Origin of the sequence: Nonomuraea sp. NPDC003709 (genome assembly GCF_040610775.1) — a bacterium.
In the GTDB taxonomy this organism is placed as follows: Bacteria; Actinomycetota; Actinomycetes; order Streptosporangiales; family Streptosporangiaceae; genus Nonomuraea; species Nonomuraea angiospora_A.
In genome coordinates, this window is record NZ_JBEXMW010000005.1 from 419,694 (window position 1) to 443,462 (window position 23,769).

The 23,769-nt window shown below is 72.4% G+C and carries 18 protein-coding genes; 7 read left to right on the forward strand and 11 right to left on the reverse strand.

Features of this window, described 5'->3' with window-relative positions:
• The first annotated feature begins 16 nt into the window (after window positions 1–16).
• From ABZX61_RS18230 to ABZX61_RS18245, 4 genes are all read left to right on the forward strand, one after another.
• Complete coding sequence (locus ABZX61_RS18230; protein ID WP_355195815.1) at window positions 17–1,654, forward strand: extracellular solute-binding protein; 1,638 nt, start codon at window positions 17–19, stop codon at window positions 1,652–1,654.
• Window positions 1,654–3,165: a hypothetical protein gene (locus ABZX61_RS18235; RefSeq protein ID WP_355195817.1), complete on the forward strand. Its 1,512-nt coding sequence runs from the start codon at window positions 1,654–1,656 to the stop codon at window positions 3,163–3,165. The genes ABZX61_RS18230 and ABZX61_RS18235 overlap by 1 nt, the downstream gene beginning before the upstream one ends.
• Entirely contained in the window at window positions 3,162–3,848 is a 687-nt protein-coding gene (locus ABZX61_RS18240; RefSeq protein ID WP_355195819.1) for a hypothetical protein, read from the forward strand. Before ABZX61_RS18235 ends, ABZX61_RS18240 begins: the two co-directional genes overlap by 4 nt.
• 87 nt (window positions 3,849–3,935) lie before the next feature.
• A complete protein-coding gene (locus ABZX61_RS18245) occupies window positions 3,936–6,479 on the forward strand; it encodes a hypothetical protein (protein ID WP_355195821.1) in 2,544 nt (847 codons plus the stop codon).
• Here the strand turns inward: ABZX61_RS18245 and ABZX61_RS18250 are convergent.
• From ABZX61_RS18250 to ABZX61_RS18280, 7 genes are all read right to left on the reverse strand, one after another.
• The gene (locus ABZX61_RS18250; RefSeq protein ID WP_355195823.1) at window positions 6,441–8,378 is read right to left on the reverse strand and encodes an alpha-glucuronidase; all 1,938 of its coding nucleotides are present in this window, start codon (window positions 8,376–8,378) and stop codon (window positions 6,441–6,443) included. The two genes, ABZX61_RS18245 and ABZX61_RS18250, sit on opposite strands and share 39 nt — an antisense overlap.
• Window positions 8,379–8,455: 77 nt before the next feature.
• The gene (locus ABZX61_RS18255) at window positions 8,456–9,184 is read right to left on the reverse strand and encodes a DUF6882 domain-containing protein (protein WP_355195825.1); all 729 of its coding nucleotides are present in this window, start codon (window positions 9,182–9,184) and stop codon (window positions 8,456–8,458) included.
• A 69-nt stretch (window positions 9,185–9,253) separates the two neighbouring features.
• Window positions 9,254–11,947: a sugar-binding protein gene (locus tag ABZX61_RS18260; RefSeq protein ID WP_355195827.1), complete on the reverse strand. Its 2,694-nt coding sequence runs from the start codon at window positions 11,945–11,947 to the stop codon at window positions 9,254–9,256.
• A 16-nt stretch (window positions 11,948–11,963) separates the two neighbouring features.
• On the reverse strand, window positions 11,964–12,764 hold the full coding sequence (locus tag ABZX61_RS18265) for a carbohydrate ABC transporter permease (RefSeq protein WP_350727799.1): 801 nt from the start codon (window positions 12,762–12,764) through the stop codon (window positions 11,964–11,966).
• Window positions 12,761–13,651 carry a sugar ABC transporter permease gene (locus tag ABZX61_RS18270; RefSeq protein WP_350727800.1) on the reverse strand — a complete coding sequence of 297 codons (891 nt, stop codon included), beginning with the start codon at window positions 13,649–13,651 and terminating at the stop codon, window positions 12,761–12,763. The genes ABZX61_RS18265 and ABZX61_RS18270 overlap by 4 nt, the downstream gene beginning before the upstream one ends.
• Window positions 13,652–13,653: 2 nt before the next feature.
• Entirely contained in the window at window positions 13,654–15,018 is a 1,365-nt protein-coding gene (locus ABZX61_RS18275; RefSeq protein ID WP_355195829.1) for an extracellular solute-binding protein, read from the reverse strand.
• A 4-nt stretch (window positions 15,019–15,022) separates the two neighbouring features.
• Window positions 15,023–16,219: a carbohydrate kinase family protein gene (locus ABZX61_RS18280; protein WP_355195831.1), complete on the reverse strand. Its 1,197-nt coding sequence runs from the start codon at window positions 16,217–16,219 to the stop codon at window positions 15,023–15,025.
• 135 nt (window positions 16,220–16,354) lie between these two features.
• Between ABZX61_RS18280 and ABZX61_RS18285 the strand changes: the two genes are divergently transcribed.
• Both ABZX61_RS18285 and ABZX61_RS18290 read left to right on the forward strand, forming a co-directional pair.
• Entirely contained in the window at window positions 16,355–17,128 is a 774-nt protein-coding gene (locus ABZX61_RS18285) for a DeoR/GlpR family DNA-binding transcription regulator (protein WP_355195833.1), read from the forward strand.
• A 10-nt stretch (window positions 17,129–17,138) separates the two neighbouring features.
• A complete protein-coding gene (locus tag ABZX61_RS18290; protein WP_355195835.1) occupies window positions 17,139–18,509 on the forward strand; it encodes a 6-phospho-beta-glucosidase in 1,371 nt (456 codons plus the stop codon).
• 52 nt (window positions 18,510–18,561) lie between these two features.
• On the opposite strand, the gene ABZX61_RS18295 is transcribed toward ABZX61_RS18290, so the two are convergent.
• A complete protein-coding gene (locus tag ABZX61_RS18295; RefSeq protein WP_355195837.1) occupies window positions 18,562–19,890 on the reverse strand; it encodes an amidase in 1,329 nt (442 codons plus the stop codon).
• 101 nt (window positions 19,891–19,991) lie between these two features.
• Between ABZX61_RS18295 and ABZX61_RS18300 the strand changes: the two genes are divergently transcribed.
• The gene (locus tag ABZX61_RS18300) at window positions 19,992–21,257 is read left to right on the forward strand and encodes a hypothetical protein (protein ID WP_355195839.1); all 1,266 of its coding nucleotides are present in this window, start codon (window positions 19,992–19,994) and stop codon (window positions 21,255–21,257) included.
• Window positions 21,258–21,449: 192 nt separating this feature from the next.
• Here ABZX61_RS18300 and ABZX61_RS18305 read toward each other — a convergent pair whose 3' ends face one another.
• Genes ABZX61_RS18305 through ABZX61_RS18315 form a run of 3 tightly spaced genes read right to left on the reverse strand, consistent with a single transcriptional unit; the run spans window position 21,450 to window position 23,764 of the window.
• Window positions 21,450–22,259: an amino acid ABC transporter permease gene (locus tag ABZX61_RS18305; protein ID WP_355195841.1), complete on the reverse strand. Its 810-nt coding sequence runs from the start codon at window positions 22,257–22,259 to the stop codon at window positions 21,450–21,452.
• Window positions 22,256–22,924 carry an amino acid ABC transporter permease gene (locus tag ABZX61_RS18310; protein WP_350727808.1) on the reverse strand — a complete coding sequence of 223 codons (669 nt, stop codon included), beginning with the start codon at window positions 22,922–22,924 and terminating at the stop codon, window positions 22,256–22,258. Before ABZX61_RS18310 ends, ABZX61_RS18305 begins: the two co-directional genes overlap by 4 nt.
• A 3-nt stretch (window positions 22,925–22,927) precedes the next feature.
• Window positions 22,928–23,764 carry a glutamate ABC transporter substrate-binding protein gene (locus tag ABZX61_RS18315; RefSeq protein WP_350727809.1) on the reverse strand — a complete coding sequence of 279 codons (837 nt, stop codon included), beginning with the start codon at window positions 23,762–23,764 and terminating at the stop codon, window positions 22,928–22,930.
• Between the last annotated feature and the right edge of the window lie 5 nt (window positions 23,765–23,769).

Here is a 23,769-nt window from a genome sequence, read left to right on the forward strand (position 1 = left end):
CCGAAAGGATCCCCCCATGCAGCACATCTCCCGCCGTCAGGCACTCCTCGGGCTGGGTGCGCTCACTCTTGCCGTCGCCGGCTGCGGCGAGGACGAGGCTCCGAAGAAGGCCGCCGACGTGTCCGCGAACAAGGCGGGCGCGATGGCCAACTACGGAGTCGGCCAGCAGTTCAAGGCCACCGAGCCGGTCTCGTTCGACGCGCTCTACAACAACCACCCGTTCTACCCGGACAAGAGCGACTGGCTGTTCTGGCAGGAGCTGACCAAGCGGACCAACGTGACGATCAAGCCGGTGGAGGTGCCGCTCAGCGACTACGAGAAGAAGCGCGGCCTGCTGGTGGGCTCCGGCCAGGCCCCGCTCATCATCCCGAAGACCTACCACCCGGCCGAGGAGGCGTTCGTCTCCTCCGGCGCCATCCTGCCGGTCAGCGACTACTTCGACCTGATGCCCAACTTCAAGGACAAGGTCGCCAAGTGGAAGATGGAGCCGGAGCTGGACACGCTGCGCCAGGCCGACGGCCGCATCTACCTGCTGCCGGGCCTCCACGAGGAGATCTGGATCGACTACTCCCTGGCGGTGCGGACCGACATCCTCGAGAAGCACAAGCTGGAGGTCCCGAAGACCTGGGATGATCTCTACACCCTGCTCAAGGCGCTGAAGAAGGAATACCCGGACCTCTACCCGATGACCGACCGGTTCGGCGTCCCCACGCCCGGCGGCAACCTGTTCAAGCTCGTCGCCCAGGCCTACGGCGCCAAGGGCGGCTGGCAGTACCAGCACGCGACCTTCGACGCCACGGCCGGCAAGTTCGTCTACACCGGCGCGATGCCGCAGTACAAGCAGATGCTGGAGTACCTGAACAAGCTGGTGAAGGAGAAGCTGCTCGACCCGGAGAGCTTCACCCAGCAGGACGAGCAGGCCAAGCAGAAGTTCAACTCCGGCAAGTCGTTCGTGATCAGCGCGAACGCGCAGTCGATCGTCAACGACTACCGCCCGACGCTGAGCAAGCTCGTCCCCGGCGCCAAGGTCGCCAAGATCCCGGTGCCCGTAGGCCCGGTCGGCGAGTACAAGATCGACACCCGGCTCGAGAACGGCATCATGATCTCCAAGAAGGCGCTGGAGAACAAGAACTTCGTCGCCATGATGCAGTTCGTCGACTGGCTCTGGTACTCCGACCAGGGCGAGGAGTTCGCCAAGTGGGGCGTCGAGGGCACGACGTACACCAAGGACGCCTCGGGCGACTACAAGATCGCCAAGGACATCGACTTCGTCGGCCTCAACCCCGGCGCGCCCAAGCACCTGCAGAAGGACTTCGGCTTCTCCAACGGCGTGTTCGCCTACGGCGGCACCACCAAGCTGCTGAACTCCACCTTCTCCGAGGAGGAGGTGGCCTTCCAGGACGTGATGAACGCCAGGAAGGACTGGCCGGTCGAGCCGCCGCACCCGTTCAACGACGAGGAGCGCGAGCAGGCCACGCTGTGGGAGACGCCGCTGAAGGACTACGTCACCCAGCAGACGCTCAAGTTCGTCCTCGGCGAGCGTGACCTGAGCGAGTGGGACGCCTACGTCAAGGAGCTGGAGGCCAAGAACATGACCTCCTACCTGAACCTCGTCAACTCCGCCTACGAGCGCTTCAAGAAGGACCACGGCTGATGCGGGTGCCCTCGGAGGCCTCGGGGCGGCTGTCCGACGCCTGGCGGTTCTGTGTCGGCACCGGCCGCTTCGAGCTGGCGCTGCGCCGCGACTACCAGGACTCGCTGGCGCTGATCCAGCGGGAGATCGGCTTCCGGCACATCCGGGGGCACGGGCTGCTGAGCGACGGGGTGGGCGTCCACCAGCCGTACGAGTACGCGGGCGCGCGGCACGTGCGCCACTCGTTCACGTACGTGGACCAGGTGATCGACGCCTACCTCGAACTCGGCATCCGCCCTTTCGTGGAGCTGGGGTTCATGCCCTCCGGGCTGGCCTCCGGCGACCAGACCGTCTTCTGGTGGCAGGGCAACGTCACCCCGCCCCGCTCCTGGCGGGAGTGGGCGGAGCTGGTGCGGGCCACGGTGGCGCACCTCGTCGACCGGTACGGGCTCGACGAGGTGCGCACCTGGCCCATCGAGGTGTGGAACGAGCCCAACCTCAAGGACTTCTGGCAGGACGCCGACCAGGACGCCTACCACCGCCTCTATGAGGTGAGCGCGCACGCGGTCAAGGAGGTGGACGCCTCGCTCCAGGTCGGCGGCCCGGCCATCTCGCCCGGCTCCGACGAGTTCCTCGTGCGCTTCGCCGACTTCGTGGCCGAGCATTCGCTGCCCATCGACTTCGTCAGCCGGCACGCGTACACCTCCGGCCCGGCCCAGCACGTGCCGTTCGGCGTGCACCAGACGCTCGCGCCGGCGTCGAAGCTGCTGGAGCAGTTCGCCACGCCGCGGCGGCAGCTCGCGGGCGGCCCGCTGGAGGGGCTGCCGGTGCACATCACGGAGTTCAACTCCTCCTACCGGCCCGACAACCCCGTCCACGACACGGCCTTCCACGCCGCCTACCTCGCCCCGGTGCTGGCGGCCGGGGGAGACCTGGTCGACTCCTTCTCCTACTGGACCTTCAGCGACATGTTCGAGGAGCAGGGGATCCCGACCTCGCTCTTCCACGGCGGCTTCGGCCTGCTGACCCACCGGCAGATCAAGAAGCCCACCTACCACCTGTACGCGTTCATGGCCCGGATGGGTGACCAGGTCCTGGCGCGCGGGGAGGACCACCTGGTCACCCGGGACGGCGACGGCCGGGTCACCGTGCTGGCCTGGGCCCCGGCGGACGTGACCGGCGCGCCTCCAGTGGACGGGCACGCCGTGCGGCTGTCGATCCCCATCGGGGACGCCGCCTCGGCGTTCGAGCTGCGCTCGTCGGTGAGCGAGGAGAAGGGCAACGCGTGGGCGGCGTGGCGCGAGCTGGGCCGCCCGCGCTCGCCCCGGCCCAGGGAGCTCGACGCGCTGCGGGAGGCGGCCGAGCCCGTGCGCTCCCACCGGAGCCTGCCCGTCGCGGACGGTCGCGTGGACCTGGATCTCCGGCTCGACCGCCACGAGGTTACGCTGGTCGAGCTCACACCGGTGGTGGACCGGACGCCGCCGTGGTGGGACGACAGGCGGCTGCTCGGCCTGGAAGAGGAGAGCCCATGAGCGAGGTGTCGGCAGGGCGGTGGTTCGGCGAGGGCCCGCTCTCGCGCGCCGCCACGCTGATCTACAGCCTGCTGGTGGTCGAGGGCCTGTTCCTCGTCGCGACCGCGCCTGGCCTGATCGCGCTGACGCTGCTCGGCGGCGACGCCGCCAACGTGCCGCTGGTGGCGGCCTGCGCGCTGCCGCTCGGCCCCGCGCTGTCCGCCGCCCTCTACGCGCTGCGCCATCGCAGCCGGGACATGACGGACCTGCATCCGGCGGCGGCGTTCTGGCGCGGTTACCAGGCCAACGTGCGCGGCGTGCTGAAGATCTGGGTGCCGTGGCTCGTCGCGCTGGCCGTCGTCGGGACGAACCTGGCGAACTTCGCCGTCGCCGGCGTCCCGGGGTGGTGGGCGGTGCTGCTCGTGCTCGTCGCGCTGGCGGCGCTGCTGTGGGCCGCCAACGCGCTGGTGATCACGTCGCTGTTCGCGTTCCGGGCGGTGGACGTGGCGCGGCTGGCGTCGTACTTCCTCATGCGCCACCCGAAGGCCGCCCTCGGCAACGCGTCGCTGCTGATCGTGGCGGGCGGCATCACGATGGTCGCCACCGAGCTGGCGCCCGCCCTGCTGGCCTCCGCGTTCGCCGCGGCCCTGCTGTGGAACAGCCGCCCGGTGATCGCCGAGGTCCGCGAGCGCTTCACCGCCTGAGGAGTCGCGGGCGCGGATCGAGCCACTATCCTCAGCATGATCTCCCGGTGATCACCGGGAGATGAGAGCTGCGGAAGGTGGCGGGGCATGCCGTCAGTGCTGAGGCTGGGCGTGGTGAGCCTGCTGGTCGCCACTGTGTTCGCCGGGCTCGGCATGTGTGCCGCGGCTCTGGGCGATGCGGAAGTGCGGCATGCCGTGGAGACGGCTCCGCCTCAGGCCGTCGGCGTCACGGTCGCCGGCGTGATCAACGCCGGGAACTTCGCCGGGTTCGACCGGGCCGTACGGGAACAGACGGCCCTGGCCTTCGGCGGTGCGCGCACCGAGGTGACCACCTTGCTCCGCTCGGACGGCTACACGATGCCGGGCCAGGAGAAGCTGAGGTACCGGCGGCCGGAGCGGCTCAGGTTCGGCAGTCTGGACGGATTCCAGCAGCACGCGAGACTGGTCAGCGGCTCCTGGCCCCGGTCGCGCACCGAGCCGGTCGAGGCGGCGATCTCCCAGGCCGCCGCCTCGTTCACCGGCTTCACGGCCGGACAGGTGTTCACCACGATCGGCCGTATCGACGCCGAGCCGGTAAAGGTCAAGATCACCGGGGTGTTCGTGCCCGACGACCCCTACGGGCCGCGCTGGGCCGGCGACCTGATGCTCGGCCGTGGCGTCGAGAGGGAGGGATACACCACCTACGGCCCGCTCATGGTGGATCAGGCCACCTTCCTCGACCGCTTCGCCGAAACGGTCGACGCCACCTGGACCGTCGTGCCCGACCTGCGCGGCATGCCGGTCGAGCGGCTGCGTACGGCGGCCGCCCGGCTGCCGGACCTGCGGGAACGGCTCAAGGCGAACGGCTGCCCCGACTGCACGCCCGCCAGTGCTCTCCCCGGCACACTGGCCCGGATCGAGGCCGCCGCGCAGGCGGCCCGCTGGACCGTCCTGGGTCTGGCGGCGCTCCTGGCCCTGGCGCTGCTCCTCACGCCCGGGCCCAGGCGGACCGGCCGGGCCCTGGGCACGGCGGCGGTGGTCATGGGCTGCGCGTTCCTGGCCCCCTTCGTGGCCCGCCTGCTGCTGTCCCTGGCGGAGGCCACGCCGTGGTGGCGGGCCGCGGGAATACGGCTGCCGGACCTGTCGGGAACACTCCCGGTGGCGATCCTGATGGCGCTGGTCGCGGTGGCGTGCCTGGTCGCCGAGGCACCGAGGCCGGGGATACGGGCGCTCTCCGCGGGGATCGCCGCCGCGGTCGCCGTTCTCGCGATCGGTGGCGCCACGACCTGGCGCTCCTCGCAGGCGGACCAGGCCCGTCACCAGGCCGGTGCCGACGTGCGGCTGACCGGCCCGCCGTCGGGAGGCGAGCCGGGCGTCCTCGGCCGTGGCACCGCCTTCACCGCGCTGCCCGGTGTCACCGCCGCGGTGCCCGGACACCGCGATCGCGTCGATGTCGACCTGCGCTACAGCACCCTCCTCGGCGTCGACGCGAACCGCCTCGGCGAGGTGTTCCGGCTGCGGCCCGATCTGTCGGACCGGACGGTTGCGCAGCTGGCGGCCGCGATGGTCGCCGGCCGTCCCCAGCTCGGCGCCCTCCCGCTGCCCGGTCAGCCGCGCACGCTCACCGTCGAGGTCGAGCGGTCCGACGGCTCTGCGCGGCTGCGCGTGGTGGTCTCCGACGCCCTCGGGGTCTGGCATGACCTGCCGGTCGCACCGCTGCGCGAAGGCTCCGCGAAGGTGGACGTGGACCTCGCCGGCCTGGCCGGCCCGGATGGGAAGATCGCCTACCCGCTTGCCGTCCGGGGTTTCCTGGGCGACGCCACCGACGACTCCGCGCACGTGATCACCGTGACCGCGCTGCGCGCCGACGGCGGGGAACTGGCCCTGCCCGCGGGTCAGCGATGGTCGGAAGGGACAGGAAGCGGCATCTTCTCGCTGAAGGTGAAGGACGGTGCCTCCGTCGTGCGGCCCGTACCGCTGAACGCCGCCCCCGCCCGGCCGGTGCCGATCGTGCTCACCCCCGAGCTGGCCGCCTCGGCGAAGCTCGCCACGGGCCGGACCGGCTCCATCTCGCTCGGACGGCGACCGCTCCAGGTCGAGCTCGCCGGTGTCGTCGAGCGCATGCCCGGCGTCGCTCTCGACTCCGCCGCCGTCCTCATGGACTGGCAGACCTTGCAGGCCTGGAACCTGGCCGCGGCACGGCCGCCGTTGCCCGCGACCGACTGGTGGCTCGCCGTGGACGGCGACGGGAACGCGGCCCGCGCGGCGGTGGCCGGATCCGGGTGGGACGTCACGGTGATCGGCTCGCCGGATTCGGCGGTCCCATCGCCCGTTCTACTGGGCGGAGCGATCGCGCTGGGGCTGATGGCCGCGTCCGGCCTCCTGCTCCACGCCGCCGCCGCGGGCCGTTGGGCGGCCCTGTGGCACGCCGCTGCGGGCGCCTTGCTGGGGCTGGGGCTCTGCCATGTCCTGATGCCCCGGCTCGTGCGCGCCTGGCAGGGCGGGCCCGTCACGCCCGACGTCGTGGCGGACGTGCCGTGGCCCGCGATCGTCGCCCTGCCCGTGCTGGTGGCGGCTGTGATCGCCGTCGCGCGGTCGTTCGCGGGGCGCTCCCTAGGGGATGCGCCTGCCGCGCGCGTCGGGGACGCCTGACTTGCGGAAGAAATAGGCGTTGATCTGGTCGCGCCACTCCTCGGCGCAGCGGACCTGCTCGTCGAGCCGCTCCTTGACCCGGGCGTACAGGTCCGGGTCGACCGCGCCGGTGTCGGCCAGCTTCTCCCAGTGCAGCCGCGTCTCGGCCGCCTCCTCCGCCCCCGCGAAGTGCGTGTCGTAGATGTGCTGGATGACCGTCGAGCCGCTGTGCAGCACGTGCCCGTACGGGATGTGGTGGAAGAACAGCAGCAGCTCGTCGGGGCAGCGCTCCGGCGACTCGTAGACGTCCGACCACGGCTGTGGGTACTGGCCGGTGAAGCCGGTGCCGGTGGCGCGCGTGCGGTCCACGCCCACGCCGTCGCGGTCGGCGAAGTGGTACGTGCCCCACGGCGTGTACTCGTAGCCGTCCACGTCCGGGCCGTAGTGGTGGCCGGGGCGCACCATGAAGCCGACGCCGAGCGGCGCGGTGTAGCGCTCGTACGTGCGCCACGACCCGTCCATCATGGCGTGCAGGGTGCGCCGCAGCGACTCGCCGGGCCACGCGAAGGTGAGGTCGATCCACTCGTCGAGGACGGCGGCCGGGTCGAGGCCCGGGTCCCAGGCGAGGCGGCCGAACGCGTACAGGTTGGCCTGCGCGAGCGGGTGGCCGGTCCAGTAGCGGTCGTCGCCCGCATTGGAGACCGCGACCAGGTCGCCCGCCTCGGCGACGTTCTCGAACGCGAGGATCTCGCTCCACATGGGGGCCAGGTAGCAGACGTGCCGCTGCTGGCCGGTGTACTCCTGCGTCACCTGCAGCTCCACCGCCAGGCGGGTCCCCTGCATCTCCAGGATCACCGGGGAGACCGGCTCGCGCGTCTGGAAGTCCATGGGGCCGTGCTTGACCTGCAGGATCGCGTTGTCCAGGAACCGGCCGTCGAGCGGGGCGAAGTGGTCGTAGGCGGCGCGGGCACGGTCGGTCGAGCGGTCGCGCCAGTCCTGGCGGTGGTTGTAGACGAAGGCCCGCCAGTGCACGACCCCGCCGAAGGGGGCCAGGGCCTCGGCGAGCATGTTGGCGCCGTCGGCGTGGGTGCGCCCGTACGCGAACGGGCCCGGCTGGCCCTCCGAGTCGGCCTTCACCACGTATCCGCCGAAATCGGGGATGGTCGCGTACACCTGCTCGGTGGTCCGCGCCCACCACGCCCGCACCCCCTCGTCGAGCGGGTCGGCGGTGGGCAGGCCGCCGAGCGCGATCGGGGAGGCGAAGTTGACCGACAGGTGCACGCGGATCCCGTACGGGCGCAGCTCGGCCGCGATCGCGGCCACCTCGCCGAGCCGGTCGGTCAGCAGGTGGGCCTCGGTGGCGTGCACGTTCACGTTGTTGATCGCGACCGCGTTGACGCCGGAGGCGGCCAGCAGCCGCCCGTAGGCGCGCACCCGCGTCAGGTCCGCGCGCGGCGCGCCCTTGTCCCAGAAGATCGAGCCGCCCGCGTAGCCGCGCTCGACCTGGCCCATCACCGGGTGCACGTCGATGTTGTCCCAGTGGTCGAGCATGCGCCGGCGCATCGCGGGCCGGTGGTGCTCCGTCTCCTTGTCGGCCCCGAACGCGGCCTCGCCGAGCCGTACGACGTGGAAGAACCCGTACAGCAGCCCGGCCTCATCGCCGCCGGTCACGGTCGTGACGCCGTCCCGCCGCGCGATCGCGTATCCGTCCGCGCCCTCGGCCGCGTCCAGGCCCAGCACCAGGTCGTACGGGCCCTCGGCGCCGTCGCCGTACCGGGCGCGGGCCCGCGTGACCTCCGCCTGCACGGTCTCGGCGAGCGGCCCGTCGGCCCGCACGAGGGTACGGCGGGAACCGATCGCCCGGAACGCCTCGGGCGGCAGCCACGCCGCGTGGACGTCGGTCAGTTCGGGAATGGTCACGAGGCTCCTTCGGTCGGTCACCGAGGGATGAATCTATCGAAACGGCACCCGCCGCGAGCGATCAGGGGTGGCGCTGCTCAGGCGCCGCGGGGGGCCGACAGGGTCGCGCTGATGTTGCCGACGCGGCCGTGCCCGTCGAAGTCGACGGCCGCCTCGAAACCGGGGCCCGTGAGCATGAGCCGGTCGCCGCCCGCGTCGCTGTAGGACGCTCCGAGCCCGCGGCGGGCGGCGTAAGCGTGCATCGCGCGCCGGTGGTCCGTCAGCAGCGGCAGGGAGAGCGCCTGCTGCAGGACGCGCATGACGCGGACCGGCTCGGGCGGCGGCAGCTGGAAGTCCGGGTGCTCGACGAGGAACGCGGCCCGGGTGCCGCCGCCCGCGTCGCCGCTGTAGGACGTCCAGTGGCCGGTCACCGCCTTGGCGGCCTCGGTGAGGATCGCGGCGGCGAAGTGCGGCTCGGCGGGGGAGGTGGGCAGCGCGGCGAACGGGACCTCCGCGGAGGCCAGCTCCGCGATGCCGAACCGCTGCCCGAAGTCCCGCAGCGTCCCCGACAGGGCGGTCACCGGCTCCGGGAAGCCGGACGGGTTGGCCCAGGCCCACAGCCACGACTCCGGCCCTGGGGCGGCGCTGCCGAGCAGGTGGAAGCGGGTGCAGGTGATCGTGCGGCTCCCGGTGAACTGGAAGCGCTGCTCCCGCAGGTCGACGCTCCAGCTGTGCTCGCCGAGGACCTCTTCGAGGTGGATCTGGTGCTCGAGGGAGAGGATGGCCGCGTCGTCGAGCAGGTTCGTGAGTGTGAGGGATTCCGGCATCCCGGCAGACTACGGGATGCGTCCGACAGGGCTGCCCGCCCTCCGGGGAGGAGGGCGGGCAGCCCGGCTTCAGCGCACCTTCACCTGCGAGGCCGCCGTGCCGCCGCCGGGCGCCTCCCAGCCCGCCACCACCGCCGGGTGGGCGGCCAGGGCGCGGGTCAGAGGCACGGTGACGGTCGTGACGCCCTTGCGGGACACCGTGACGACGCGGCTGCCCGCCGTCCCCTGGTCGTCGCGGACGAACAGGTGGGCCTTACCGGGCGCCTCCGCCCGCAGCGTCACCTTCACCTCCTTCTGGCCGGCGGCGGAGACGGCCTGGCCGCTCTCCGACTCCTTGGCCGCCGGGCCACCCGCGAGCGGGACGTGCACCCGGACCGCCTGCTCCAGCGACTGCGGCGAGTCCAGGCTGGACAGGGCCGTGTCGGGGATCACCGGGTCGGGCACCGGACGGTTCGCGGGCGGCCGGTAGCCGGTCAGCGTGGCCACGCCCCACCGGTACGGGTCGCCCTGCACGCCGCCCCACGTCGACCAGCCGATCCGGGTCTGGCCGGTCTTGTCCTGGGTGTCGGAGTCGTACACGAGGATGTTCAGCCCGAGGTGGGCCCCGAGATCGGCAGGGTCGACGGAGCCGGGCAGGAGCTCCAGGGGGATCGACATCTCCACGGTGTATCCGCCCGAGGCGACCTTCGAGGCCACCCGCATGCCGGGAGCGGTCTGCTCGCCCGGGCCCTGGCGGTTGTCGGCGTCGCGCAGGAAGCACGGCGGTCCCTCGGCCGTCACGGGCAGCACCGCGGTCTTGAAGGTGGTCGAGGTGTTCTCGGACGTGCCACGCGGGTCGAGCGTGACCTCCACCGAGTCGGTACGCCAGTGCCGCTTGCAGTCGGCGGCGGCCAGCCGGGTGCCGAGCACGTCGTCCTGCACCTGGACCAGCAGGTAGAGGGTGTCGTCGTGCCACGCGAGCTTGGCGGTGCCGGAGCAGTCGGCCGCGGACGAGCAGGCCGTGCCCTCCCACAGCCGCGAGATGTCGAGGGCGGGCCCGGGATACTCGCCGTCGCCCGCCACGCCGTCCACGGTGGGCGACGCCTGCGGCACGGAGGCCGCCGGGACCAGTTCGAGCGCCGGCTTGCTCGCGACCGCGCCGTCCACGCTGATGGTGTACGCGTAGTCGCCGCCCTGGTTGGACGTCTTCAACGAGGGGTCGGAGTTCGTGACGGTGAACGGCACCGTCGTCGAGGCCCCGGCGGCCAGGCCGCTGTAGGGAGCCTCCACGCGGTCCGCGGTGAACCCGGCGGGCAGGTCCACGCGCACGGTCCCCGACCTGGCGGCGTCGCTGACGTTGGTCACCACGACGCCGACCTGCCGGGAGCCGCCGGAGGGCAGGGTGAGCACGGGGGTGACGATGCCGCGCAGCTGCGGCACGCCGACCTCGGAGGTCCACTTCTCGTACTGGGCGACCTGGGGGAGGAGCTGCTGCCCGGCCCGTACGGGCGGGCTGATCTCGACCTGCCGGTCGGTGTAGCCGCGGCCCCGCTCGGTGGTCAGCGCGGCCGACACGCGCGCCCGCCCGGTGCCCGCGGCGGGGGTTACGGTGAACGTCGCCGTCCCGGTGCGCCCGGCGGAGAGCCTGCCCAGGTCGCCCGAGCCGCTGACCTGCCAGCCCGCGGGCACGCCCAGCGTCACCGACGAGCGGCCCAGCGGCTCGCGGGCCGGCGCGGTCGCGCTGACCTTGACGGTGAACGGCGTGCCGGGCCGCACGTCGAACGTGCCGGCGCGCAGCTCGAACAGGGTACCCAGCGGAACCGCCCCGCTCGCCCTGGTCAGCGCGCCGTCGAGGATCGCCGTGGGCGCCGCCGCCGCCGCGCTGCCCGGCTCGGGGAACGGCACCCGCGAGTCCACCTGCGTGAAGAAGTCGCAGCCGAGCTGGTTCGGGTCCGACGGCACGTCGGGGAAGACGGCCCAGCCCTGGGAGGCGTACGCGCGCTGGGCGTCGCGCTCGATCGCGGCCCACGTCTTGCCCTGGGCCGGGGAGGGGCGTCCGCTCCACACGCCGTACACGTTCTGCGCGGGGTTGTTCGGGCGGAAGGTCGAGGCGCAGGACGGGCCGGTCTGCGAGGTGCCGCGCCCGCCGCCGAGCAGCAGCCGGGCCGGCGCGAACGGGCGCAGCCCCTCGCGGGTGATCTGCTCGGGGAACACCTTGGGGTCGGCCGCCGCGTAGAACGCCTGCACGGCCAGCCGCGCCGCCTGCTGGTGGTTGCCGTGGTTGCCGGGGGAGGGCGCCGGGTCCATGGTCAGGATGACCTCGGGCCTGGTCTGGCGGACCACCCGCACGACCTTCTCCAGGGTGTCCGCGCCCCAGATCTGGTCGGTCAGCGGGGCGCTCACCGTGTAGTAGAAGTCGACGTCGTCGAGGTTGAAGACCTCGCGCACGCCCGCCTTGCCGACCGCCGCCCGCTCCTCGGACTCGCGCAGCAGCCCGAGCGCCGGGCCCTCCTCGGGTCCGACGGCGTTGCCGCCGCCCTCGCCGCGGCTGACGGTGACGACGCCGGTGCGTACGCGGTGGTCCTCGTTCCACTGGCCGAGCGTGGACAGGCTGAACGCCTCGTCGTCGGGGTGGGCCCCGACGAACAGCGCGTCGAGGTCCACGGGAGCGCCGGCGGTGGATGCGGCGGAGGCTGTGGAGGCTGTGGAGGCTTCGGAGGGAACGGCGGGTGAGAGGGCGAGCGCGACCGTGGCGGCCAGCACCAATGACAGGCGTTTACGCATGGAACCTCCGGAACAGTTACTCGCGGACCGCCCCTTGGAGCAGGCCGCGGACGAAGTGACGCTGGAGGAACAAGTAGAAGATCACGACCGGGGTCGCGACGATGACGGAGCCGGCGGCCAGCAGGGTGAAGCCGGAGGTGTACTGGCCCTGGAAGAAGGCCAGCCCCAGCGGCGCGGTCCGCAGCGACTCGCTGGTGACCATGATCAGCGGGATGAGGAACTCGTTCCACGTCCACATGAAGACCAGCACGGTCAGCGTGACGACGGCGGGCCGGGCCGGCGGCACCAGCACCTGCCACAGGATGCGCCACGTCGAGGCGCCGTCGATGCGGGCGGCCTCGACGATGGCCCGGTTGGAGGCCCGGAAGTAGGCCCGCATCCAGAACGTGCCGAACGCCACCGACAGCGCCACCTGCGGCAGCGCCACCGACCAGAACGTGTCGATCAGGCCGAGCGAGCGCAGGTCGAAGTAGAGCGGCACCGCGATGGCCTCGCTCGGCATCATGATCCCGAGCATGAACAGGTAGAACAGCACCGACTGGCCGCGGAAGCGCATGGTGCCGAACGCGTACCCGCTCAGGATCGACAGCACCACGCTCACGACCACGACGAACGACGACACCGCCAGGCTGGTGCGCAGGTACGTGCCGAACCGCCCGATCTCCCACGCCGCCGCGAAGTTGCCCAGCCCGGAGGTCCCCCCGCTGTCGGCGGGGCCGAGCGCGGCGGCCAGGATCGTCACGATGGGGAAGAGCGCGAAGGCGGCGAACGCCGACAGGATCACGTAGTTGCCCACCCGCTCGCCCCGCGAGATCACGACACCCTCCTGTCGGCGAACCGGTTGATCCCGAACGAGATCACGAAGATGACCACGGTGAGCGTGACGCCGATGGCCGCGGCCGAGCCGATCTGGCTGAGCCCGAAGGCCCGGTGGTAGACCTCGTACGACGGCACCGACGTCGAGTCGCCCGGCCCGCCGCGCGTCGTGACGTACACCAGGTCGAACGTGCGCAGCGCGGCGATCACGGTCAGCGTCAGCGCGACGGCGATCTCCCCGCGCACCGACGGCAGCGTGACCGCGAAGAACTCCCTGACCGCGCCCGCCCCGTCCAGCCGCGCCGCCTCGTACAGCTCGCCGGGGATGCGGCTCATCCCGGCCAGCAGCAGCACGGTCACCAGCCCGGTCTCGAACCACGTGCCCACCACCCCGACCGCGGGCAGCGCGAACGTGTAGTCGCCCAGCCAGCCCCGCGTCAGCGAGTCGAGCCCGAGCGCGCCGAGCAGGGTGTTGAGCGTGCCGTCGGGCGCGTAGACCCGCCGCCAGGCCACGGCCACCACGACCATGGCCACCACCTGCGGCAGGAACACGACCGTGCGGAAGAAGCCGAGGCCGCGCACCTTGGCGTGGTTGAGGATCGCGGCCAGCCCCAGCCCGATGGCCAGCGGCGCGGCCGCGTAGAACACGACCAGCACCAGCGCGTGGCCGAAGGCCGCCCGCAGCCCCTCGTCGGAGACGATCGCGAGGTAGTTGTCCAGGCCGACCCAGCGGCCGAGCGACAGCCCGTCCCAGTCGTACAGCGACAGCTGCACCGCGCGCCCGATCGGATAGAGCAGGAACACCGCGTAGACGGCGAAGGCCGGCAGCAGGTAGAGGTAGGCGACGCGGCGAGGCTCTCCCGGAGGCCCCGCGCTTCTTACTGCCATGCTCAGCCGTTGCTCTCGACGAAGGTCTTGTAGTCCTTCTCCAACGTGGCCAGGAACTCCTGCGGGGTCTGCTTCTTGGCCAGCAGGTCCTGCAGCGCCGCGCCCAGCGTGTCGGCGAACGTCGGTGTGGCGTAGTCGAGGTACGGCACCAGCCCGTCCTTCGCCGTGGCCGTGCCGAACGCGGTGAAGACGTCCTGCTGCGGACCCGCCGGGACGCTCTGCTGCGCGGTGTCGGCGACCGGCAGGTTGCCGGTGGTGGTGAGCACCTTCATCGCGTCGGCGTTGGTGATGAAGTCGATGTACGCCGCCGCGGCGTCGGGGTTGGGGCTCTTGGCCGTGATCGCGAACGGCAGCCCGGTCCCGCCGGTCGCGACGGTCGGCGCGTCGGCCGTGGCGCCCGGCGGCAGCATGAAGCCCAGGTCCTTGCCCAGCGCCTTCTGCAGGTCGGCCAGCAGCCAGGTGCCCCCGATCAGGAAGACGCCCGCACCCTTGCCGAACGCCTGCCACGCCGGGTCGTAGCCCTGGCCGTTGAAGCCCTTGTTGAAGTAGCCCTTGTCCACCCAGCCGACGAGCTCCTCGGCGGCCTTGGTGTTCTCCGGCGTGTTCCACGAGGCGCCCTTGCGGCCGAAGGCCAGCGTGCTGATCTGGTCGGCGGGCACGCTGCGGCTCTGCACCGTGCCGAACACGTGGATGGCCGGCCACTTGTCGAGGTTGCCCAGCTGCATCGGCACCTCGCCGGCGGCCTTGGCCTTGGCCAGCGCGGCGTCGAAGTCGGCCCACGTCGCGGGGGGTTGCAGGCCGAGCTTGGTCAGCTTGGCCTTGTTGACGAAGATGCCGACGACCTCGCCGACCTGCGGCAGGCCGTACAGGTTGCCCTCGCCGAAGGTCTTGCCGTCGGCGCTGTAGCTCGAATAGCGCAGCACCGACTGCGGGTAGCGCTTCTTCCACCCGTACGCCTCGGCGTAGGCGTCCAGCGGGCGCAGCTGCCCGGCCTTGACGAACGCGCCCATCGACGAGCGGCCGTTGTTGGCCTCCACGATGTCGGGCGGCTCGTTGCCGCTCAGGGCCAGGCGCAGGGTCGTGTTGAGGTCGTCGAAGGAGCGGCTCACCCGGTTGATCTTGATGTTCGGGTACTTCGCCTGGAAGGCGTCGTTGAGCTGCTTCATCTGGGCGGCCTGCCCGCCGCGTACCTCCTGGTCCCAGATCGTCAGGGTGACGTTGCCGAGCGCGGCGGCGTCGGTGCGCACCGCGGAGGCGGAGGGCTGCGCGGAGGTGGCCGCGGGCGGGGCGGAGGATCCGGGGGCGCACGCCGTGATGGCAAGGGCGCTGGCGGCGAGCACGGCGAGCGCTCGGAGCGGGGGGTTCATGGTGTTACTCCTTTTGCGCGGGCACGCGAGGCGTGTCGGGGCCCTCGTCCTCGGGTGGGTTCGGCCGCGTGGTGGGAACCTTGGGGCCGACGTCGGCGTACCGGGCGATGGTCGCGGCCGCGCGGCGCACGGCGCCCACCGGCACGGCGGGCACCAGCCTGTCGAGGAAGGCGTAGCGGCGGGCCAGCGAGTTGCCGTAGGCGCCGCTGTGGTCGGCCGAGTCGCGGACCTCGTGCCACCAGTCGGCGATGTCGCCCCAGCCGGGCGCCGCGAGCGAGCCGCCGAACTGCTGCACCGCCAGCGCCGCGCACAGCTGCGCGAAGGCCAGGCGGTCGGCCAGCGGCCAGCGCGACAGCGTGCCGAGCACGAACCCCGCGCCGAAGACGTCGCCCGCGCCGGTCGGGTCGAGCGCCGTCACCCGCGGCGCGGGCACGAACGCCTCCTCGCCGTTGGTGGAGTCGATGGCCATGGCGCCGTTGGCCCCGTCGGTCACCACGGCCACGGGGACCTTGTCGGCGATCGCGTAGAGCGCGTCGCGCGGGGTGTCGGCGCCGGTGTAGGCCATCGCCTCGACCGCGTTGGGCATGAACGCGTGGCAGAGCGCGAGCTGGTCCAGCAAGGAGGCCGACCAGGAACCCGACGGGTCCCAGCCCACGTCGGCGAAGATGAGCGCGCCGTCGCGGCGCGCCAGCTCGGCCCAGTTGCACGGGCTGTCCGGCGAGTCGAGCGGATCGTCGGTGGACAGCGACACGATCACCGCCTTGGACCGCGGCGGGTTGCCGATCATCTCCGAGGCCGGCATGGGCGAGGGGTGGCCGTGCGTCACCATGCTGCGGTCGCGGTCGACCGCCATGGAGACCGTCACCGGCGAGTGCCAGTGCTCGAACCGCCGCGACCTGGACAGGTCCACCGACTCCTGCTCCTCGAGCGTGCGCCAGCAGAAGTCGCCGTAGTCGTCGTCGCCGAACGCGGCGGCCAGCGAGGTGCGCAGGCCCAGCCGGCTGGTCGCGATGGCGAGGTTGGCGATGCCGCCGGGGCACGATCCCATGCCCTCGGCCCAGATCTCGGTTCCGGCCGCGGGCATCGCGGGCAGACCGGTGAAGATGATGTCCAGAAAGACCGTGCCCGCCAGGAAGACATCGAACTGCGGCCCGTCCGGGGTGCGCTCGGCGGCGAGAGGGTCGTACACCTGATTAGACACGGGAATGAGTCCTCCCCGACACGTATCCAGCTCTGCGCAATCTTGCATGTTTGCTCACGCACTTCAAGTCTTCTTCTGGGAGTTTTTGGCTGAAGCTGCATACTCCTGCGCGATTTTGACTGATACACTCGCGCCGTGCTTCAGCGCCTCAGGCATGCCGAGATCATGCGCCGGGTCCGACTCTCAGGCGCCACCAGCGTCAGCGATCTCGCCAGCCAGCTCGGCGTGAGCCCGTCCACCATCCGCAGGGACCTCGAGGTGCTCGACCGCGACGGCACGCTGCGGCGCGTGCGAGGTGGAGCCCTGATCCTCGACGGCGAGGTCAACGTGGACGCCGACGCCGACCGGCCGTTCGCCGAGGTGGCCGAGGTGGACGAGCAGGACAAGGAGGCGGTCGCGGTCCGCGCCGCCGAGCTGGTCCGCGACGGCGACGTGGTCCTGCTCGACATCGGCACGACGACGATGCGGCTGGCCCGGCGGCTGCGCGGGCGCCGCGTCACCGTGGTCACCTCCAGCCTCGCCGTGCTCGACGTGCTGCGCTCCGACCCGGAGGTCGAGCTGCTGCTGCTCGGCGGCGCGCTGCGGCGGCCGTACCACTCGCTGGTCGGGGTGCTGACCGAGGCGGCCCTGAGCCAGGTGGTCGCCGACCGCGTCTTCCTGGGCGCCAGCGGCCTGCGGCCGGACGGGCAGCTCGTGGACACCACGCTCGCCGAGGTGCCGCTGAAGCGCGCCATGATCGCGGCGGCGGGCCAGGTGGTGCTGCTCGTCGACCGGCACAAGTTCCCGGGCACCGGCGCGTTGCGGGTGTGCGGGCCGGACGACATCGACGTGATCGTCACCAACCAGGGCGCCGACGAGGCGACGCTGCGCAATTGCGCCGCCGCAGGCGCCGAGATCCTGCTCACGTGAAAGGGTATCGATGAGACTGGCCGTTCTCGGGGGCGGCGGCTTCCGGGTCCCGCTCGTGTACGGCGCGCTGCTGCGCGAGACCGCGAAGCCGCGTGTGGAGCAAGTGGTCCTGTACGACGTGTCGCAGGACCGGCTGGAGGCCATCCGGCACGTGCTCGGCCAGCTCGCCGCCGGGCACGACGACCCGCCGGAGGTCCTGATCACCACCGATCTGGACACCGCGCTGCGCGACAGCTCGTTCGTCTTCTCCGCCATCCGGGTCGGCGGCCTGGCCGGGCGCACCGCCGACGAGCGGGTCGCGCTCGACCTGGGCCTGCTCGGCCAGGAGACGACCGGTCCCGGCGGCATCTCCTACGGCCTGCGCACCATCCCGGTCGCGCTCCACGTCGCCGAGCGGGTGGCCGCGCTCGCGCCCCAGGCGTGGGTCATCAACTTCACCAACCCCGCCGGCATGATCACTGAGGCCATGCGGCACGTGCTCGGCGACCGCGTGATCGGCATCTGCGACTCCCCGATCGGCCTGATCCGCCGGGCCGCCGTCGCGCTCGGGCTCGACCCGGCGCGCGTGTCGCCCGACTACGTGGGCCTCAACCACCTCGGCTGGCTGCGTGGCCTCACCTATCAGGGGCGCGACGTGCTGCCCGACCTGCTGGCCGACGACGCGGCGCTGCGGCAGGTCGAGGAGGCGCGCATCTTCGGCGGCGACTGGGTGCGCACGCTGGGCGCGCTGCCCAACGAGTACCTGTACTACTACTACTTCACCCGGGAGTCCGTGGCCGCGATCTCCGGGCAGACCCGCGGGGAGTCGCTGGTCCGGCAGCAGGACGACTTCTACGCCGCCGTGCGGGCGCGTCCCGAGGAGGCGCTGGCGGAGTGGGTCAGGGCGCGCAGGCTGCGCGACGAGTCGTACATGGCCGAGGCCCGCGAACCCACCGCCGCGGGCGCGCGCGACGCCGCCGACCTGGAGGCCGGTGGGTACGAGGGCATCGCCCTGGCCCTCATGGCCGCCATCGCCCGCGGCGAGCCCACCTCCATGATCCTCAACGTGCGCAACGGCGCCGCGGTGCCCGGCCTGCCCGCGGACGCGGTCGTCGAGATCCCGTGCGCGGTGGACGGGGCCGGCGTCCGGCCGCTGGCCACCCGCCCCTTGCCGGGCCGCTTCCTTGGTCTCGTGCAGCAGGTGAAGGCCGTGGAGCAGGCCGCCATCGAGGCCGCCAGGTCCGGCTCGGCCCGGCTGGCGGTCGAGGCGTTCGCGCTGCACCCGCTGGTCGACTCGGTCGCGACGGCCCGCAAGCTGCTCGACGGCTACCGGGCGCGCATCCCCGAGTTGGCCGCCGCCATCCCGGGCTCCTCCGACGCGGGCGGGCGCACGACGATCTAGCGTGCTCTCCTCGGGGGCGCTGCCACGCCGCGCCCCCGCCTTGAGGTCGCTTTCACGCCATTCCGGCCGCCTCGAAGAGCCGAAGCTCGCGCCCGGGGCGGCACACGAGCTGCAGCCCCACCGGCAGCCCGTCCACCGTGCCAGCGGGCACGGTCAGCGCGGGCAGGCCCAGCACGTTCCACAGGCTCGTCATGGACAGCAGCGCGGGCCGCACGGCGACGGTCCGGCCGTCCACCTCCATCTCGCGCTCCAGGAGCAGCGGGGCGGTGATCGGCACGGTGGGCAGCGCCAGCACGTCGTGCCGTTCGAACAGCGTCGCCGCGGCCTCGGCGAGCCGGGAGCGCGCGGCCACGGCCGCGACGTACTGCCAGCCGGGTATCTCGGCGGCCGTGCGGAGGCGTTCGAGCAGCTCGGGGTCGAACAGCTCGGGCGCCTGCGCGATCCGGGCCGCGTGCACGGCCACCGCCTCGCAGCTCTGGATCACCGTGTACGTCTCGCGGAACTCCTCGCCCAGCCCCGCCCGCAGCCGCACCTCCTCCAGCCCCGAGCGGGCCAGGCGGGACTCCGCGGTCGCGCGTACCGCGTCCACCACGCGCGGATCTCCGTCGAACAGCTCGGACGGATCGAGCCAGGCCACCCGCGCGGGACCGGGGTCCTCGCGCAACTGGGCGGAGGCCAGGCAGCGGTAGGCGAGCAGGCAGTCCTGCTCGTCACCGGCCAGGACGCCGACGTGGTCGAAGCTGCGTGCCAGGGGGAACACGCCTTCGGCCGAGATCGCCCCATAGCTCGGCTTGAACCCGGCGATCCCGCACAGAGCCGCCGGGATACGGACGGATCCGCCCGTGTCGGTGCCGAGCGCGAGCGGCACCAGGCCCGCCGCCACGGCCGCCGCGCTGCCGCCGCTGGAGCCGCCCGACATGCGCTCCGGGTCCCACGGGTTGCGCGAGGGGCCGTTGGCCGAGCGGTCGCCCGTGGGGCCGTACGCGAACTCGTGGGTGGTCGTCTTGCCCACGACGACGGCGCCCGCGCGGCGCAGCCGGGTCACGGACTCGGCGTCGGAGTCCGCGACGTACCCCGCGAAATGCCGCGAACCCATGGTCGCGGGCAGCCCCGCGACCATGAAGAGGTCCTTCACGCCCACCGGCACGCCGTGCAGCGGACCCCGGTAGGTGCCCGTGTCCAGCTCGGCGTCCGCCCGCCGCGCCGCCGCCAGCGCCCCGTCGGCGTCCACGGTGACGAACGCGCCGAGCGCGGGGTCGTGCTCGGCGATGGCCTCGAGCGCCTGCTCGACGAGCTCGACGGCGGTGGTCCGGCCTTCGCGCAGGTCCTGGGCGAGGCTCGTGATGGTACGGCCGGTGAAGGGGCCGGGGGAGAGCGGCATGGGGTCCTTTCGAGCGGTCGTCGGCTGACGGATCCCACTGAACACCACGCACATCGGACCTTCCACCGCAGGGCTCCCCCTCACGCGGCTAAGATCGTCGGATGTCCCAGCCGTCAGCCGCCCGCCGGGCATGGAAGTGGGCGCGGCTGGTCCTCGCCGTCGTGGTGAGCGCGTGCGCGCTGGCCGGCGTCGTACGGCTGACCGTGCCCGCCACCGCGGGCACGTCGGGGGAGCCGCCCGGGGTGCGGCGGCAGCTGGCGTTCCTGCGCGCGGCCCTGGACGCGGGCGCGGGCGACGAGGCCCAGGCGCTCTTCCCCGAGGGGTACTTCTTCCTGCACGCCCTGTACGGGCTGAGCTGGGTCGAGCTCGGGATGCGCGCGCCGGCGGGCGAACGGTCGCGGGCGCTGCGCGAGGCGCGCTGGGCGCTGAGCCGGCTGGACTCGCCCGCCGGGCGGGCCCCGTTCAGCCCCGGCCTCACCCCGCCCTACGGCGTCTTCTACCGGGGATGGTCCAACTGGCTGCGCGGCGGGACGCTGAGCCTGGAGCCGGCCGGGCAGCGTGATCCGGCCGAGGTGCGCCGGTTCGCGGAGGACTCCGCCGCGCTCGGGGCCGCGTTCGACGCGTCGGCCTCGCCGTACCTGGCGGCGTACCCGGGGCAGGCCTGGCCGGTGGACTCGACCGTGGCGGTGGCGTCGCTGCGGCTGCACGACGCGATCCTCCCGCCCCGTTTCGGCGGGACCGTCGAACGCTGGCTGCGGGAGGTCCGGCGGCGGCTCGACCCGCGTACCGGGCTGCTCCCGCACCGCGCCGACCCCGGCGACGGCGCGCCGGCCGAGGTGGCGCGGGGCAGCTCACAGAGCATGATCCAGCGGTTCCTGGTGGACGTGGATCCGGCCTTCGCCGCCGAGCAGTACGCGCGCTTCCGCGAGCTGTACGTCGCCACCCCGCTCGGGCTCGGGCCCGCCGTGCGCGAGTACCCGGGGGGCGTGGACGGACCGGCCGACGTGGACTCCGGGCCGCTGCCGCTCGGGGTGAGCCTGTCGGCGACCGTGGTCACCCTCGGTGCGGCGCAGGCGCACTCCGACGCTCCGCTGGCCTCGGCGCTGGCCGGCTACGGGGAGCTGGCGGGGCTGCCCGTGGACACCCCCTGGACCAAGCGGTACGCCTTCGGGCTGCTGCCCATCGGTGACGCGTTCCTGGCCTGGGCGAAGACGGCCCGGCCGTGGGTGGCCCGGCCGCCGTCGGCGCCGCCCGCGACCGTCTCGTGGTGGTGGCGGACGCCGCTGCTGATCCTGCTCGCCGCCCTCGCCGCGGCCCCCTGGCTCCCGGCCCTCCGCCGCCGTCTCCGTCCCTCCGACCGTGGCTGAGATCCCCCTTTGGGGGCGCCCGAGGACCCGTAGCCCGGGATGAGAGCGCGGCCCGGACGGTGGTTCACCGTCCGGGCCGCGGGTGGGCGCCCCGCGCTTCGCCGGTGGGCGAGGCGCGCGATGGGCGCGGCGGCCGGGCACGGCGAGGGGGTGGGCCGTGCGGGGGCCGGGCTGAAGGGGAGGGGTGGCGGGTCAGCGGGTGGTGCCGAGGCGGGTGGAGAGCCGGGTGGCGAGGCGGTCGAGGGAGATGTTGATCAGGATGAAGATGGCCGCGATGAGGATCGCCGCCGGGATGGTGTTCTTGAAGTTGGCGGCGATCCCGTTCAACCCCCGGTTCACCAGCTCGTCGAAGCCCACGATGAGCCCCAGCGCCGAGTCCTTCAGCAGCACCACGAACTGGCTGACAATGGCGGGCATCATGGTCCGGAACGCCTGCGGCAGCAGGACGAGGCGCATCACCTGCCCCTTGCGCATGCCTATGGCGTAGGCCGCCTCGGACTGGCCGCGCGGCAGGCTCTGCACCCCGGCCCGGATGATCTCCGCGATCACCGAGCCGTTGTAGAGCGTGAGCCCGAAGACGACGGCGGCGAAGGCCGAGATGTTCACGCCGATCAGCATGTACGAGCCGAAGAAGGCGAAGAAGATCAGCAGCAGCAGCGGCACGGACCTGAAGAACTCCACCACCGCGGCCGCGGGCACCCGGATCCACCGGTGGTCCGACATCCGGGCGGTGGCGAAGACGAGGCCGAACAGGCCCGCCAGCACCACCCCCACCACGGCCGCGCCGATGGTCCCGGCCAGCCCCGGCAGGATGAACGTGGCCCAGACGTCCCCGCGCAGCAGCGGCGTCCACTTGTCGGCCGCCCACTGGTCCTTGGCGTCGAAGCGCACGTAGACCACGTACGCCAGCCCCAGCAGCACGAGTGCGACGACCGCCGCCAGCAGCCGGTTGCGCCGGATCCCGCGCGGCCCGGGCCGCTCGTAAAGGTTCGCGTAGCTCATCGGGCCACCGCCATCCGCCGCGACAGCCAGCCGAACAGCAGCCCCATCGGCAGGCACAGCAGCACGAACCCGGCGGCGAAGCCGAGGAAGATCTCGAGGACCTGGTCTCCGTACGTCTCGATCATCTCCCGCATCCGCACGGACGCCTCACCCACGCCGACCACGAGCGCGATCGTGGTGTTCTTGGTCAGCGCGATCATGATGCTGCCCAGCGGCGCCACCACGGCGCGGAACGCCTGCGGCAGCGTGATCAGCCCGAGCGTCTTCGTGAAGCCCAGCCCGAGCGACCGGGCCGCCTCCGCCTGGCCGACCGGCACCGTGTTGAGTCCCGACCGCAGGGCCTCGCAGACGAACGCCGAGGTGTAGGCGGTCAGCCCGATGACGGCGAGCCAGAAGTTGTTGGTCGCGATGTCGTCCGACAGCTCCACGCCGAGCTGCGCTCCGACGCCGAGGCCGGTGAACATCAGCACCAGCGTGAGCGGCGTGTTGCGCATCATGGTCACGTAAAAGTTGGCCGCGCCGCGCAGGGAGGTCAGCGGGGCCACCCGCATGGCGGTCAGCAGCGTCCCCAGCACGAGAGAGCCGAGCGCGCTGACCGCCGTCAGCCGTATCGTCATCCAGAACGCGGCGAGGATCGTGTCGCGTTCGAACAGCAGCGCTTCCATGGATCAGTAGCGCTCCAGCTGCGGGGCCTGCGGGAGAGTGAAGCCGGAGGCGCCGACGCTGGCCTGCAGCGCCTTCGTCCAGCTGCCGTCGGAGAACATCTTCTCCAGCGCGTCGTTGATCGCCTTGCGCCCGGCCGTGTCGTCCTTCTTCAGCCCGATGCCGTACTTCTCGGTGCTGAACGGCTGGCCGACCACCTTGAGCTTGCCCCCGTACTGGGCGGCGTAGCCGGCGAGGATGACGTTGTCGGTGGTGAGCGCGTCGAGCTGGCCGCCGAGGACGCGGTCCACGCACGCCGAGTACGTCCGCTCCTCCTGCAGCTGCACCTCCTTGGAGTACTCCGCCTTGACCTTCTGCGCCGGGGTGGAGCCGGCGACCGAGCAGAGCTTCTTGCCGTTCAGCGTCTCGGGCCCGGTCAGCGCCGTGTCGTCGGCCCTGACGAGCAGGGCCTGCCCGGCCACGAAGTACGGCCCGGCGAAGGACACCTTCTGCTTCCTGGCGTCGGTGATCGAGTACGTCGCCACCACCATGTCCACCTGGCCCTGCTCGATGAACGCCTCGCGGTTGGCCGACACGGTCTCCTTGAACGTGACGTCCTTGGCCTCCACACCGAGCTGCTTGGCCACGTACTTGGCGACCTCGATGTCGAACCCGGCGAAGCTGCCGTCGGGCGTGCGCAACCCCAGCCCTGGCTGGTCGGCCTTCACGCCGACGACCAGCTTCTTGTCGTTCTTGGCCTTGTCGACGATCGAGGCGTTGCTGGCCTCGGCGCTGCCACAGGCGGTGGCGGTGGCGGCGAGCGCGACCACCGCGAAGGTCGCGTAAAGGGACCTGCCGAACATATGAC